Origin of the sequence: Micrococcus endophyticus (assembly GCF_014205115.1) — a bacterium.
Classification (GTDB): Bacteria; Actinomycetota; Actinomycetes; order Actinomycetales; family Micrococcaceae; genus Micrococcus; species Micrococcus endophyticus.
In genome coordinates this window covers 2,594,365-2,608,134 of record NZ_JACHMW010000001.1, presented here as the reverse complement: position 1 = coordinate 2,608,134, position 13,770 = coordinate 2,594,365, and the positions used below count along the sequence as shown (strand labels likewise).

The window sequence follows — 13,770 nt, the reverse complement described above, 5'->3', positions numbered from 1 at the left end:
GACCCGGCCACGGCCGCCGAGAAGGGTCAGATCCGCAGACGATTCCTGATACACGCCCCACCGCCCCGCACCCGATAAATACACAACACTCGCCTTGCGTATCTCACTGAGGTGTGCCTTACTGGTTTCCGGAAACCCGCCGGAAGGACCCCCATGGCCCACGCCTCCACGCACCCCGCCCATCCACTGCCGCCCGTGGCGTCCCGTCGCCTGCTGCTGGCCCAGCGACTGCTCCGTGGCGAGGGTTCCGTGGAGGTCACGGCCTTCCGCGCCGGCGAGACACTCACGACGGCCGTCCACGGCGTGAGCGCGGACGGCCGCCTCGTGGTCGCCCACGTCCCCAACCTCCTCGGTTCGCTCGGCGCGTTCCACACGCCCGCGCCGCTGGACGTGCGCGTGGACGTCCTGCGCGACGCCCTGGACCTCACGCTCCCCACCCGCCTGGCATCCGTGCATCTGCTCGGCACCCTGCGCTGGTGCCGGGACTCGGCCGAGGTCGCGGAGCTGGGGCTGCGCGGTCGCGTCGCGGACCTCGTGGCCGACGTCGGCCCGCGGGTGCGCGTGGGTGTCGTCGAGACCCAGCGGATCCTGCTGCACGACGTCGACGGCGTCGCCGTGTTCTGCCGCCACACCCTGCCGCTCACGTCGCGCGGACTCGTCGACCAGGCCGAGCTCGCAGACCTGGCGGACGACGTGCTGGGCACCGCCCCCGAGGTGCTCGCCGACCTGGCCGACGCCGTCGCCCTGGGCCTGCTGCCGGGCGAGAGCACCCCGTTGCAGGTCGGCACCGAACCCCGGTCCGAGTCCCCCGCCCATGCCCTCGACGCGGACGAAGCCGGGGTGACCCTGCTGCGCGTCCGCGACGGCGAGACCACCGCGGTGCACGTGGCCCTGCCCAGCGCGAGCCGGCTCGACCACAGCCCCCGGCACGCCTGGCGGCGACTGCTGGACGCGATCCCCGCGCGCGTCGCCCACCCCTGAGGGGCGGCGTCAGTCGATCGAGTAGGTGGCGCAGGTGGCCACGTCCGTGACCTCGATGCCCTCGGCAGTGCAGGCGAGGTCGGCGTTGTACGTGCACTCGAGGCGGTGGCACGCACCGACGGTCGAGGCACCCTCGGTCACCGGGCGGCGGACGTCCAGCTGGACGAAGGTGCCGCAGCCGGGCGTGCGGTCGGAGCCGGCGACGGTGATGGCCAGGGCGTTGCAGGACGTCTCGGCATTGAAGGCGCAGGCACTGGCGGCGCAGGAGCTGACGGTGGCGGTCATGGGAGGTCCTTCCGGTTCGGGCCCGCCCCGGACTGGGACGGTGCTGCTGGAATCGAGATTACCCCGGCCCACGAATAGCACAAGAGGGGTGAGACTTAGTCCATAGAGGATTAGCGCAAATGAATTTTGCGCATTGTCGCGTGCCGTATGGACCGACGTCGTGCCCGCCCCTACCCGGAATCTTCTGCATCTCTGGCCCTTCTGGCGACCACGCGCCCACTCAGAAGGGTCAGATGCGCCGACGATCCGCCGTCCTCGCCTCCTGAGCAGCCCGCAAGATCGCCCTCATGGCCGCCGTCGGAAAGGGCCACCCGTTCAAGCCCCGCCTCCTGGACGCGGCATCCGGCCTGGCCTAGCCGAAGTACCCCATGGGCGCGATGAGCACCTCTCGGACGAGGCCCTCCTGCGCGCCCGGGACGAGCGCGTGGGCGTGGACACCGCGGCCAAGCGGTGCGACACGCCGCCGTTTCCCGAACGAAAACGCTCGGCGGGCCGGCGTCGTCATCCGGATCGGGCGGGGGCGCCCCGCAAGGGAAAGCACGCCCGCCGCACGTGTCGCGTCAGCGAGAACGCTGGGCTCAGACCTTCCCCTTGAGCAGTCGGTGCCAGTAGATCCGAGGCTGGCCGAAGCGGTCGAAGGCCGCCGTGCTCTTCCGCGGCTTCGTCAGGTCCACGCCGGGGACCGACCGGTCCTCGGAGCCGTCGCGGACGTGCTCGTCCAGGACCAGCTCGTCCCGGCTGACCATCACCGGGATCACGGTGTAGCCGTCGTACTTCTGGAGCGGCTTCCCCGCATCCGCGGCCTGGATGTTCTGGGCCAGGACCTTGATCTGCCGGCGCAGGGCACCGCCGGAGGGCCGTGTGCCCAGGGCGGCGGCGTCGCCCAGCGCCCACACGTGCGGGTGCACGCGATGCCGCAGGGTCGCGGGATCCGCGGCCGCCAGGCCGGCCTCGCCGTCGTCCGCCAGGCCCGCCTCGGCGATGAACTCCGGGGCCCTCACCACGGGCGTGATGTACGCGGCCGCGACGTCGGTGATCCGCTCACCGGTGTTGAGCACCACCTCGCGGGCCTCGTGGTCCACCGCGTTCACCTCTGCGTCGGCGTGCACACGGATGCCGTACCTCGCCACGGCCTCGGCCAGAGCGGGGTCGATGGTCTGCCGGTCCAGGATCCGGCCGTACGGGGTCACCAGGTGGACATCCACGTCCGGCAGGATCCCCGTGCGCTCCCACGCCGCGCAGGCCAGGAACAGCGCCTTGAGCACGGTGCCGCCGCACGAGGAGGGCTCAGCCGGCACATTCGCCACCACACGGTCCCCCGCGGCCACACGCGACAGCAGCGCCCGGGCGGCGTCCACGTGCTCGGGCACGTGCGCACTCGCCGCCCATCCGGCGGCGTAGGCCTCACGCAGCCCGTCGATCGCACCCCACCACGGGGTCAGCCCCGGGCAGAGCACCAGGTGGCCGAAGCCGACGGTCAGCCCGGTGGTCGTCACCGCGGTCCGTTCCTCGGCGTCCACGGCCACGACGTGGTCCGGGATCCATTCGACCCCGTCCGGGATGACGGCCCGCATCGGCCGTTCGAACCGGGCCATGTCCGCCTGCCCGCCCGCCGCGTAGTTCAACATCGGCCGGTAGCGGTGCAGCTGTTGGCCGTCGGCGATGGCGACCCGACCCTGCCGCCTCCGCCGCAGTGCGGCGGCCAGGGACACGCCGGCGTTGCCGCCACCGACGATCAGGATGTCGTACTGCTCGGTCACGTGGTCCTCCGTGGGGTGGCGGGGTCAGGGGAACGGTACGACCGCCCCCGCAGACGCGCTCCGGGGCAGACGGGACGTGCCGCCCATCCTCCACTGGGGGCCGGGGCCGGGGCTAGCCCGCGAGGCCCAGCATCCGCAGCTGTTCGGCGTACTTGCGCATCCCGACCTCCACGGCCTGCGGGTTCTGTGCGTACCAGTCCAGATGCGTGCGCCGCAGCTGCTCGGCCGGGACGGTCTGTCCGGCCACGGTCCAGTCCTCGGTCGGCTCGGCGTCCAGGTCGAGGGCCTCGATCACGACCGCCTCGAGGGGCGCGCGCACCCCGCCGAGGAGCACGCGGGAGGCGGGCACGGGCTGGACGGCGACGTCGCCCGGCAGGTGCTCGGCCACGCGCTCGGCCACCCGGGTCAGCACCGTGTTGGTCGGGTGGTTCACGGTGTAGAAGCCGACGCCCCGCTCCGCCGCCACCAGATCCGCCATGGACAGGGTCCCCTTCGCCTCCTCCCGCGCCCGCAGCGCCTGCACGGACGCGGCCGCGGCCTCGCGGATCGCCGCCGGCGCCACCTCCCGACGACGGCCCGTCGCCGCCTCGGCCAGCACGCGCAGGTCGTGGTACGGCACGACGGGCGGGTCCTCCCCCGGCCGCTCGGCTGCCCCGGGCGCGAACTTCCAGTTGCGAAGGGTGACCTGCCAGGGGAAGCGCGAGACGTCGTACACCACGGGGATCCGCACCACCACGGCGTCCTCGGGCAGCCGGGCCACGAGCTGGTCCGTGCCGATGGGCATGCCCCGGTAGTCGTGCGGGATCGGCTGGGTGACCAGCGCCTTCACGCGGGGCAGCAGCCGCTCCAGGTGCTCGACCTCGTCCGGCTGGACCTCGAAGGCCGGTGGCACGCGGACGCTCACCACGTCCGCCCCGTGCAGCGGTGTGCCGGGCTCCCCGCCGAGGAGCCGCCGGTACGACTCGCCCTGGCAGTTGCCCCACACCAGGAGCAGGTCGCCCTCGGGCAGGTCCTCGAGCCCGTAGAAGTGGCCGTAGTGCCGGCGTCGTCCCTCGTCCTCGTGCACGCCTGCGTCCTCTCTCCTCAGCCGTCCTGGCGACGGATCCAGTCGACGCCCGTCTTCCCGAACCACCAGGCCAGGAACGCGGAGAGCGCCGCGATGCCCATGCCCACCGTGGCGTCCGAGCCGCGCCCGTCCTCCAGGTACTCCATGATCACCGCGACGCTCGCCACGAAGAACAGTGCGGCGCCCAGCGCGATCCCCACCATGGCCGTGCCCGCGAGCTTCCAGCCCACGCCGCCCCCGCGCGCGGCCGGTGCCTCGGACGCCGCGACGGGTGCCGGCGCGGGCGGCGCCCACCGGTGCGCGCCCGCGGGCGGCACGGACGGCTCCATGCCGTGGCGCCGGCGCAGGGACTCCGGGATGATCGGCTCGTCCGGGGTGGGCGGCGCCGCCTCGCTCCAGAGCCGGCGCACGGTGCCCCGCCCACTCTGACGGGCGAGCGCCAGCACCACGTCGGCGGTCCGCACGGCCTCGGACCCGGCGCCGGCCGGGCGGGCGCCGTCGGGGACGCCGAGGGCTTGGGCCGCGGTCGCGATCCGGGGCGGGTCGACGTCCGGGCGGAGACGGCCCACCAGGGCCAGGGCGTCCCGCCACTCGTGCTCCTGCGGCGTCCCGCCGGTCGCGCGGGTGGCCGCCTCGTAGGCGCCCCGGTCCCGGTCCGCCCCGGACGCCACGAACGGCAGGTGCTCCCCCAGCAGGTCGAGCTGGGCGGCCACCTCGGGCCACTCCGGCGCGTCGGCGACGGCGGCCTCGTCCACCCCGTGCAGCTGCGTGTGCAGGCGGGAGAACGACGTCGGCCCGGTCGGCGGGCGCACGGGCCACCGTTCGGCGGCGACGATCTCGCCGCCACGCACGAGGGCCATGTCCACGGCGCACACGGACGCCGGGTCGGCCCCCGCGGTGTGGATCTCCACGGCCACGAAGTCCAGTTCGTCCAGCTCGCTCATCGGTCCTCCCGTGTTCCGTCCTGTCCGCGATTGTGCCAGCCCCGCCCCGCGGGCACCGGCCCGCTCAGCCCCAGCCGCCCCACCACGCCTCGAGGTCCGGCACGGCGGCCACGGGCGCCCAGCCCAGCCGGGAGGCGGGCACCCGCCACACCCGCGACGTCCCGCCCCGCCGGCGCCGCCACAGCGCCCGCGCGCACGTCAGCACGGCGAGCACGTCGCGCTCGGCCCGCTCGCCCGGCTCGCCCAGCACCTCCACACGCTCGACGCCGGCCCGTTCCAGGCGCAGCAGCCACGCGGCGACGGCGTCCGCGTCAGGCCGGGCTCCGGCCGCGGCGGGCCGCAGCGGCACGCGCACGTCCACGGACCAGTCGGGCACCGACCGCACGGCGTCGAGGTCGCCGCGCGCCGGCGTCGGCGGCAGGTCCTCGGCCGCCGCCGCGCCGCCGTCGGGCTCGCCCAGCAGCCGCACGCGGGGGTCGCCGAGCGCCCGCGCCGCCGCCTCGTCGAGGCCGCCCACGACGCCGACCCGCGCCCCCGGTGCCGCGCGCAGCACGGCGTCCACCGCCACCACGGCCGCCGCCGCGCCGTCCGCGCGCTCCGGCACCCGCACGTGCGCCTCGACCCGCAGCGGGCCGGCCAGGGACAGGCCGTGACCGCGGGCCGTCGTCGCGGGGATGCGGGAGGCCAGCACGAGCGCCTCGCGGGCCTTCACCCGGGCGGCCTCGGCGGCGTCGCCGCGCCCGCCGAAGTCGGCACCGGCCTGCCACGCCACCGCGTCCGGCGCGTGACGCAGCGCCGCCCCCACGCGCCACAGCCGGTGCGCCAGCTCCCAGTCCTCCCCCCCGTAGCCCACGAACGCGGGGTCGAAGCCGCCGGCGTCCTCGTAGACCTCACGCGCCACCGTGAGCACGGCCGAGATGACGTACCGGTAGCCGGTGGAGTCGGCGCGGCGCAGCTCGTCCGTGGTCCGGTACCCCTCGCGCAGCCAGGCCGGGTCGGCCAGGCGGGCGTCCGCGGGCACCTCATGCCCGGGCCGCCAGCCGTCCGCCCAGGCCCGCTCCAGCCAGGCCTCGGCCAGGTGCCGCCGCCGGCCCACCACCGCGGCGTCCCGGGGCGCCTCGGCCACCGCCGCCACGGCCGCGGCGAGGTACCCGGGCTCGGGAAGCATGTCCCCGTCGAGGAAGGCGAGCACGTCGCCGTCGGCCGCCTCCGCCCCGAGCGCCCGGGCCGCCGAAGCTCGGAACCCGCGGTCCTGCTGGCGCACGGTCACCACGTCGAAGGGCGGGTCCGGGCCCACCATGGGCGGGACGGGCGAGCCGTCGTCGGCCACCACGAGCTGCAGCCCGCCGGTCACACCGCTCTGGGCCGCGAGCGCGGCCGTGAGCCGGTCGAGGTCCGCCTGGGCCCGGTAGTAGGGCACCACCACGGAGACGGCGGCGCTCACGTCCACCTGTGCACGCGGCGGAGCACGTCGAAGAGCATCCGCGCGCAGTCCTCGGCCCCGGGCGAGAGGTCCACGGCGGGGTCCAGCCACGTGCGCTCGGGGTCCTCGACCGCCTCGGCGATCGCCTCGGCCATCGCGAAGGCCGGCGACCCGTTCGGGTGCACGAGCCGCAGGGTGCCGGGGCGCAGGCGCTCCATCTCCTCCGTGTAGCGGCCGGCGGAGGCGATGGCCCGCCGCCCCACCGAGGTCCACGCCGCCAGAGACCCGGACGCGGACACGTTGCGGTGCGCCGCGAACGGGATGCCCGCCGAGAGCAGGGCCGCGTCCGCGAACTCGTCCGGCACGAACCCGGTGACGCGGAACTCCAGGCCGCGCGCCTCGGCGTCGCGGGTCAGCTCCGCCACGAGGTCGTCATGCCCGATGCTGACGGGTCCGAGCGCCGTCAGCCGGCGCGGCGCCCCGGAGTTCGGGCCCCACTGACGGTGCAGCTCGGTGAGCGCCTCGAGGGCGAGGGCGTGCCCCTTGCCCGGGTACACGAACCCGAAGAGCACCACGTCCTGGTCCAGACCGGCCATGTTCTCCGGCACCACGGACTCGGCGCGCGCGGCCTCGGCGCGGCGGTCCTCCACGGGCAGCGGCACCACGTCCGCGTCGGCGTCCACGAGCTCGGCCAGCAGCGCGCGCTCGTGCTGGGAGGAGACGACGACGCCGGCCGCGTGGTGCGCCAGCCGCGCGTACGCCTCTCCGCGGCGGCGGTAGCGGCCGTCCCCCTCGGCGGGCTGGGGGATGTCGTGCAGAGTCAGCGTGGCGCCCTCGGGGAGCACGTCCACGAGCAGGTCCGCGGCCACGGCGGCGGTGGGGCCGAACAGGGCGTCCGTGACGTCCAGGTGGACGGCGGCGCCGAGGGAGCGGGCCTCGGTCATCAGCGGCACGAGGCCGTGGAACGCCGCGACGTCCTCCGCCGTGAGCAGCTCCACCTCGGCGCCCACCCGTCGGAGGGCGGCGGCCGTCTGCCGGGCGTGGCGGACGACGCCGTGCTCCGGCGGGCCGACGATCACATACAGCACCCGCCCCTGCGGCTGCGACTCCACGTCCAACGGTCCCCTTCACCTGCTGCTGCGACGGCCGGCGCGGGCCGCGCCGAGACGAACCGGACGCCATGGTGCCGGTTCTGTGATCCTGCCCTGTCAGACTAGTTTTCGCCACCCCGTTCTCAGCCGGGGACACGCCGCCCGCGCGGCATCGCATCCCCAGGTCAGGAGGCCCTCCCCCGTGAGCATCACCGTCCAGCACGTGCCCGCGCAGCACCCGTACACCCGTGCGATCCGCCCCCTCGACCCGGGCGCCGCGCCGGACGTGGAGTTCCTGCCGGACCCGACGGTGCCGGGCGCGCCCGCACACCAGTGGTGGCCGCCCCGGGCCCTGGACGCGGAGTGGCTGGCCGAGCACCGCCCGGACGTGCTGCACGTGCACTTCGGCTTCGAGCACTTCAGCCCCGCCCAGCTGGCCGCCGCCCTGGGCGCGCAGCACGCGCACGGGGGCGCCGTCGTCGTGACCGTGCACGACCTCGAGAACCCGCACCTGACGGACCAGGGCCCCCACCGGGACCGCCTGGCCGTGCTGCTGGGCCGCGCGGACGCCGTGCTCACGCTCACCCCCGGCGCCGCGGCGACCCTCGCCCGCGACTACGGCGTGCGCGCCCTCGTGGTCCCCCACCCGCACATCGTCCCGCTCGAGGACCTCGCGGCGCAGGGCGCCGACGACGCCCCCGGCCTGCTGCCCCCCGACGCGTCCGACGACGGCGCGGCCGCCCCCGCCCGCCTGCTGGTGCACGCCAAGGACCTGCGGGCCCAGGTGGCCCCGGTGGCGCTGCTGCCGGTGCTCGCCGCCGCCGTCGGGACGCTGGCCGAGCGCGGTGTCGACGCGCGGGTGACCGTGGAGGTCCAGGCCACCGTGCAGGACGAGGACGCCCTGGCCGCGCTGCGCGCAGGCTGCGCCCACCACGGCTTCGAGCTGTGGCAGCACGACCGGCTCGACGACCCCGCCCTGCACGCGCTGCTGCGCGACGTGGACGTGTCCGTGCTGCCGTACCGCATCGGCACCCACTCGGGCTGGGTGGAGATGTGCCGGGATCTGGGGGTGCCGGTGGCCGTCGCGGACATCGGGCACATCGCGGACCAGTCCGGCGCCTGGCTGAGCCCCGACTCGCTCGCCGCGTTCGACCCGGAGGACCCCGACTCCCTCGCCGACGCGCTCGAGACGCTGGTGCGCGCCCGCGCGCGCACGGCCCCCGCCGACCCGGCCGCCCGGGCCCGACAGCGCCGTCGCGTGGCCGCCGCCCACGTGGCCGTCTACCGCGAGGCCCTCGCCCGGGCGCGCGGGGCGCTGCCGAGCGTGTCCGTGCTGGTCATCACGGGGCACCGGGACGAGCACCTGGCACGCGTGATCGCCGGGCTGGAACGCTCCCACCGCCGCCCGGACCAGGTGGTCGTGGTGTTCATGGGCCAGCCGGACGGCCGCGTGCCGGCCACGGGCCTGCCCGTCACGGTGGGGCACGTGGCCGCCGAGGCCGGCCTGCCGCTGGCGCAGGCCCGCAACTGCGCCGCCGAGCTCGCCACCGGCGAGATCCTCGTCTTCCTCGACGTGGACTGCATCCCGGCGGCCGAGACCGTCGGCGTGCTGGCCACCGAGGTCGCGGCCCACCCCGGGTCCGTGGTGATGGGCCGGCCCCGCTACTTGCGGCCGGGCTGGACCCGCGCCGTCGAGGAGGCCGACCTGACCTCGCACCGTGCCGACGCCCTGCTGCGCCGCCTCTCCGTGCCCCACCGGGCGCGCGCGCACCTGACCGCCGGGCCCTCGGACGAGTGGCACCTCGTGTGGACGCTGATCCTGGCGCTGCACCGCGCGGACCTGGCTCGCATCGGCGGTTTCGACGCGGGCTTCACCGGCTACGGCGCCGAGGACACGGACCTGGCCTTCCGCGCCCGCGACGCCGGCCTGACGCTGCGGTTCAGCCCCGCCGAGGCGTTCCACCAGCACCACGGGGTGATGACCCCGCCGCTGCACCACCTCGAGGACATCCTGGTCAACGCGCGGCGCTTCCGCGCCGTGCACGGGCGGTGGGCCATGGAGGGGTGGCTGCGCGCGTTCGCGGACGCGGGGCTGATCGCGTGGGACCCCGAGGGCGAGCGGCTCGAGCTGCTGCGTCACCCCTCGGCGGACGAGCTGGCCGCGGCACGGCGCGACGACGCCGCGTACTGAGCGGGGGCGGGCGGGCTGGGGCTGGGCTGGCCGGGGCGAGCTGGGCGGGGCGAGCTGGCCGGGGCGAGCTGGGCGCAGTACTGCCACGTAGATCGACGCGTACCTGGCAGTAGTGCGCCCAGCAGGCGGCGGTCAGCCCTGAGTGGCCTCCAGCGCCGTCTCGACCGCGGTCTCCCAGCGACGCCGGTACTCCCCCGGCTCCACGAGCAACAGGGCGGCCAGGCGGTCGGCGGCGGAGGGGTCGGCGAGGGCGCCGCGGACGGCGCCGGCCCAGTCGGCGTCGGGGTCCTCCCACGCGCACCACGGCACGCCGGCGGCCCGGCGCGCCTCGCGGGCGAACACGTGCTGCTCGTCGAAGGGCCGCGGCTCCGGCGCCAGCACCACCGGCCGGCCCGAGCGGGCGGCGTCCACGGCGGCGTTGTGCCCGGCGGAGACCACCACGACGTCGGCCTCCGCGGCCCGGCTCGCCGGCGCCTCCACCCAGCCGTGCAGGGTCACGTTGGCGGGCAGGGCGACGCCGGCAGTCGGCGCGGTCCCGGTCGTCGCGTCGGCGTCGGAGCTGCGGGATCCCGCGGCGCCGCCGGGCGCCTGCAGCTCGTCCGCACCGGCCACCGGCCCGTACACCTCCCACGTCGCCTCCGGCACGGCCGCGGCGACCCGGGCCAGGTCCGCGGCCCGCACCCCGCCGCCGCCGGTGCCCGCGATCACCGCGACCCGCGGGGCGGAGCCGCCGGCCGCCGTCGTCGTGGCCGTGGTGGTCGTGGCCCGCGCGCCGAGGCGCCCGGTGACGTCGGGGACGCCCAGGAACGCGGTGCGGCCGGCGTGCGCCTCCCGCCAGGCGGGGTCCTCGAGCTCCTCGGCGTAGTGGGCGAACAGGCCGTCGGCCTCGGCGTAGACGAGCGCGTGGGCGGGGTCGGTGCGCTCACCGTGCATCCGGCGGTGCAGCACGGGCCAGCCGGCCAGGCGCAGGAACAGGGCCGCCTCCACGGAGACGTCCACGACGCACACGTCCGGGCGCACGTCCCGCGCGGCGTCGTGCAGGGCGGCGAAGCGGTCGCGGATCTGCGGACCCACGGGCGTCCAGTGCAGGGGCGATCGCTCCGGCTGGACGTGCCCGGGCACGACGTCCGAGGGCAGCGGGAGCACCGGGGTGCCGGCCGGCAGCATGCGCGCCGCGTCCGGGTGCGCACTGACCACCGTCACGTCGAACGCCCCGGTGGCGGCCAGGTTCGCGGCGTGCCGCACGTGCCCCGAGCCGTGCTGGTGCGCGTAGTAGAGGACGCGCCGTCGTCGGGAGGGCCGCGCGGATGCGCCCGGCCGCGAGACCACCGCCGCGCCGTCGCTCACACGAGCTCGCCGTCGCGGGCGTCCTCCGCGGCCTGCTCGAGCAGGTCCACGTAGCCCTCCACCATGGTCTCCGCGCTGAATCGGCAGGCCCACGCTCGGACGCGCCCGCGGTCCTTGCGGCGGGCGTGGCGGATGGAGACGGCCAGCGCCTCCGCCGTGTGGTGCACGGCCAGCGCGCCGGCCTGCGGGGCCACGATCTCCCCCATGGCGCCGGAGAGCAGGGCGGCCACCGGCACGCCGAGGGCCATGGCCTCCACCGTGGCCAGGCCGAACGGCTCGGCCCACAGGGGCGTGGCGAGGAAGACCTCGCCGGTGGCGAGCATGTGCGGCAGGGTCGCGTGGTCCAGGTGGCCGTGGTGGACGGTGTCCGGGCCGAGGCGCGGGACGATCTCCTGGGCGTAGTAGGCCTCGTCCGAGATCGGCCCGGCGAAGTGCAGCTCCATGCCAGCCAGGCGGGCGGCGTCGATTGCCACGTGCAGCCCCTTCTCCGCGGTGATGCGCCCGGACCACACGGCGCGGCCGGGCACGGGGGCGGCGTCCGAGACCCAGTGGTGCAGCTCGATCCCATTGGGCACCACGTCCACGCGCGGCAGCCGATGCTGCCAGGCCAGCGCGTTCGACGCGGAGACGCAGGCCCACCGGTGGTGCTGCGGGGCGCGCCAGTCCGGGTGGTCGACGACGGCCAGCACCTCCGCCAGCGTGGCCGGCGTGTGCAGCACGGTGACCATGGGGCGCTCGCGCAGCAGCTGCAGCGGCGCCGGGGAGAGGCTGTTGTTCAGGACGGCGTCGGAGCCGTCCGCGAGGACCATCTCGCACGCGCGGCGCGTGGCCTCCTCGCGCAGCCGGTCGCCCTCCTTGCCGGGCCCGGCGCCCTCGGCGGGCAGCACGGGGACGACGTCGGCCGGCAGCCGCGTGCCCTCGCGCGCGTACACGGTGACCTCGTGGCCGCGGCGGACCAGGTGCTCCACGGTCATGGCCGTGTGCATCTCGAGGCCGCCGGCGTACGGGGAGCGGATCGGATGCAGCATGTGGGTGAGCACGCTGATGCGCATCGGCAGCCCCTCTCGTCTGGCCCCGTTCCGGGGCCGTCCGCGGCGAGCGGACGGGTGAAGCGCGGCTGACCTGGGGCGATCCCGCGCGGCGGTACCCGGAGACCATAGACCCGGAACCCCGGATCCGGAAAGCCTGAAGGCGCCGTGTGTCCGGGGCGGGGGGGCGGTGGGGCGGGGGGGGTGGGCGCGGGGGGGGGGTGGCGCCGTCCCCACTCGCTCGGACCCCTCCACCCGGCGGATCGACGGAAACGGTCGGGATCGACGGAACGCCCGTCGATCCCGGCCGTTTCCGTCGATCCGAAGGGTCACGACACCGGGCCAGTCCGGCACGGTGGAGCGTGGCACGCGCTGGACGGCGCCCCGGTCTGGGACGGCGTCGAGCTCCGCGACGCCCGCCAGGTGGACCTGGGCCGGTCCCGGCTCGCGCTCTCCACGGCGACGACGGCCTCGCACTGAGCCGGCGGGGCGTCGCCGCCGCCATGACGCCCCGGGCATGAAGGAGGGCCGAGGGCATCTGCTCTCGGCCCTGGGCCGGGTGGGGAACTCAGGAGGCGCATGTCGACCTCACTGGCGCTCGGTCGCCTCCGTCGATCGCGGCTCACCCTGCGTCGGCAGGGACCGAGGCTCCACGGCCGAGGCCGTCCGACCCAGGAGGAACTCGTGCTCCTTCCAGACGAGTCCGTCCTTGAACTCGAACACGTCCAGCGAGCGGCGCCCCGCGTCGTCCACGAGCAGTGCCGCGACCAGCGAGCCGGATTCGGACACGTGGCTCCACTCGCAGCGGAACCGGACGTCGTCGTCCCCGTACGCCGCCTGCATCGCCTCGACGTAGCGGTCGATCCCCCGGATCACCCGGTCACCGAGGACCCACTCGACGTCGGGGTGGAGGAACGACCTGTAGGTCTCCCAGTCCCGGGCGTCCTCCGCAGCGAAGAAGGCCCCCAGCACGGCAGCGGCATCGGTCATCGATCCACCGTAGCGACCCCCGGACACCCCCAGACATGACGAAGGGCCGAGAGCTGATGCCCTCGGCCCTTCGCCGGATGTGGAGCTAAGGGGAATTGAACCCCTGACCTTTTCATTGCGAACGAAACGCTCTACCAACTGAGCTATAGCCCCAGGTCATGCACTTCCCGGGGGAAGGGCACCCGGACATCATACGCCCGGCCGGCCCGATCCTCCAATCCGGTCGCCTCGCCCGACCTCCCCGACCTCCCCGACCTCCCCGGGCGCCTCGACCTCGCGCCGCACCGCCCGCCACGCGAGCGCCGCGCCCAGCACGACGCCGGCCAGGTCCGCGACCATGTCCCACGCGTCGCCGGTGCGCAGCGGCACCCACGCGTGCTGCACCGCCTCGCTCACGGGGGCATGCACCGCGAACGGCAGCGCCCACCACCACGATGATCCCAGCCGCACGGCCGCCCACGTCGGCACCGCGAACGCGAGCACGTGGATCGCCTTGTCCAGCCCGGGGACCTCGAAGCCGGTCTGCGGCACGTCGTTCCCGGGCAGGTACAGCACCACCAGGTGCACCACCACGACGACGGCCAGCAGCGCCGCCAGCGCGCGGCGCCGCCGTCGGGAGGCGGGGGCGGACGGGGACGCGAAGGCGGGCATCCCCCCATTCTGG

The 13,770-nt window shown here is 75.8% G+C and carries 12 protein-coding genes and 1 tRNA gene; 2 read left to right on the top strand and 11 right to left on the bottom strand.

Annotated features, from left to right (window positions below):
* The first annotated feature begins 153 nt into the window (after positions 1-153).
* A complete protein-coding gene (locus HDA33_RS12075) occupies positions 154-981 on the top strand; it encodes a hypothetical protein (RefSeq protein WP_184173528.1) in 828 nt (275 codons plus the stop codon).
* Positions 982-990: 9 nt separating this feature from the next.
* Here the strand turns inward: HDA33_RS12075 and HDA33_RS12070 are convergent, their stop codons facing one another.
* From HDA33_RS12070 to HDA33_RS12045, 6 genes are all read right to left on the bottom strand, one after another.
* Complete coding sequence (locus HDA33_RS12070; RefSeq protein ID WP_184173526.1) at positions 991-1,266, bottom strand: DUF1540 domain-containing protein; 276 nt, start codon at positions 1,264-1,266, stop codon at positions 991-993.
* 578 nt (positions 1,267-1,844) lie between these two features.
* Entirely contained in the window at positions 1,845-3,026 is a 1,182-nt protein-coding gene (locus HDA33_RS12065) for an FAD-dependent oxidoreductase (RefSeq protein WP_184173524.1), read from the bottom strand.
* Positions 3,027-3,138: 112 nt separating this feature from the next.
* The gene (locus HDA33_RS12060; RefSeq protein WP_184173522.1) at positions 3,139-4,092 is read right to left on the bottom strand and encodes a WcbI family polysaccharide biosynthesis putative acetyltransferase; all 954 of its coding nucleotides are present in this window, start codon (positions 4,090-4,092) and stop codon (positions 3,139-3,141) included.
* A gap of 17 nt (positions 4,093-4,109) precedes the next feature.
* Complete coding sequence (locus HDA33_RS12055) at positions 4,110-5,036, bottom strand: 3'-5' exonuclease family protein (RefSeq protein ID WP_184173520.1); 927 nt, start codon at positions 5,034-5,036, stop codon at positions 4,110-4,112.
* 64 nt (positions 5,037-5,100) lie between these two features.
* A complete protein-coding gene (locus tag HDA33_RS12050) occupies positions 5,101-6,480 on the bottom strand; it encodes a glycosyltransferase (protein WP_338104355.1) in 1,380 nt (459 codons plus the stop codon).
* Positions 6,477-7,571 carry a glycosyltransferase family protein gene (locus HDA33_RS12045; RefSeq protein ID WP_338104354.1) on the bottom strand — a complete coding sequence of 365 codons (1,095 nt, stop codon included), beginning with the start codon at positions 7,569-7,571 and terminating at the stop codon, positions 6,477-6,479. The genes HDA33_RS12050 and HDA33_RS12045 overlap by 4 nt, the downstream gene beginning before the upstream one ends.
* A gap of 181 nt (positions 7,572-7,752) precedes the next feature.
* On the opposite strand from HDA33_RS12045, the gene HDA33_RS12040 reads away from it, so the two are divergent.
* Entirely contained in the window at positions 7,753-9,741 is a 1,989-nt protein-coding gene (locus tag HDA33_RS12040; protein WP_184173514.1) for a glycosyltransferase, read from the top strand.
* Between the two features lie 132 nt (positions 9,742-9,873).
* On the opposite strand, the gene HDA33_RS12035 is transcribed toward HDA33_RS12040, so the two are convergent.
* The 5 genes from HDA33_RS12035 to HDA33_RS12015 form a co-directional block, all read right to left on the bottom strand.
* On the bottom strand, positions 9,874-11,088 hold the full coding sequence (locus tag HDA33_RS12035; protein ID WP_246416959.1) for a glycosyl transferase: 1,215 nt from the start codon (positions 11,086-11,088) through the stop codon (positions 9,874-9,876).
* Positions 11,085-12,140, bottom strand: a complete 1,056-nt coding sequence (locus tag HDA33_RS12030) for a glycosyltransferase (RefSeq protein ID WP_184173512.1) — start codon at positions 12,138-12,140, stop codon at positions 11,085-11,087. Before HDA33_RS12030 ends, HDA33_RS12035 begins: the two co-directional genes overlap by 4 nt.
* Positions 12,141-12,704: 564 nt before the next feature.
* The gene (locus HDA33_RS12025; RefSeq protein ID WP_184173510.1) at positions 12,705-13,106 is read right to left on the bottom strand and encodes a nuclear transport factor 2 family protein; all 402 of its coding nucleotides are present in this window, start codon (positions 13,104-13,106) and stop codon (positions 12,705-12,707) included.
* An 80-nt stretch (positions 13,107-13,186) separates the two neighbouring features.
* A tRNA-Ala gene (locus tag HDA33_RS12020) sits at positions 13,187-13,259 on the bottom strand.
* A 36-nt stretch (positions 13,260-13,295) separates the two neighbouring features.
* Positions 13,296-13,757, bottom strand: a complete 462-nt coding sequence (locus HDA33_RS12015) for a VanZ family protein (RefSeq protein ID WP_184173508.1) — start codon at positions 13,755-13,757, stop codon at positions 13,296-13,298.
* Between the last annotated feature and the right edge of the window lie 13 nt (positions 13,758-13,770).

Excerpts from the sequence above, each read along its gene's own strand:
- HDA33_RS12075 (WP_184173528.1), top strand. The coding sequence starts at position 154 with ATGGCCCACGCCTCCACGCACCCCGCCCATCCACTGCCGCCCGTGGCG.
- HDA33_RS12070 (WP_184173526.1), bottom strand. The coding sequence starts at position 1,266 with ATGACCGCCACCGTCAGCTCCTGCGCCGCCAGTGCCTGCGCCTTCAAT.
- HDA33_RS12055 (WP_184173520.1), bottom strand. The coding sequence starts at position 5,036 with ATGAGCGAGCTGGACGAACTGGACTTCGTGGCCGTGGAGATCCACACC.
- HDA33_RS12030 (WP_184173512.1), bottom strand. The coding sequence starts at position 12,140 with ATGCGCATCAGCGTGCTCACCCACATGCTGCATCCGATCCGCTCCCCG.
- HDA33_RS12025 (WP_184173510.1), bottom strand. The coding sequence starts at position 13,106 with ATGACCGATGCCGCTGCCGTGCTGGGGGCCTTCTTCGCTGCGGAGGAC.
- HDA33_RS12015 (WP_184173508.1), bottom strand. The coding sequence starts at position 13,757 with ATGCCCGCCTTCGCGTCCCCGTCCGCCCCCGCCTCCCGACGGCGGCGC.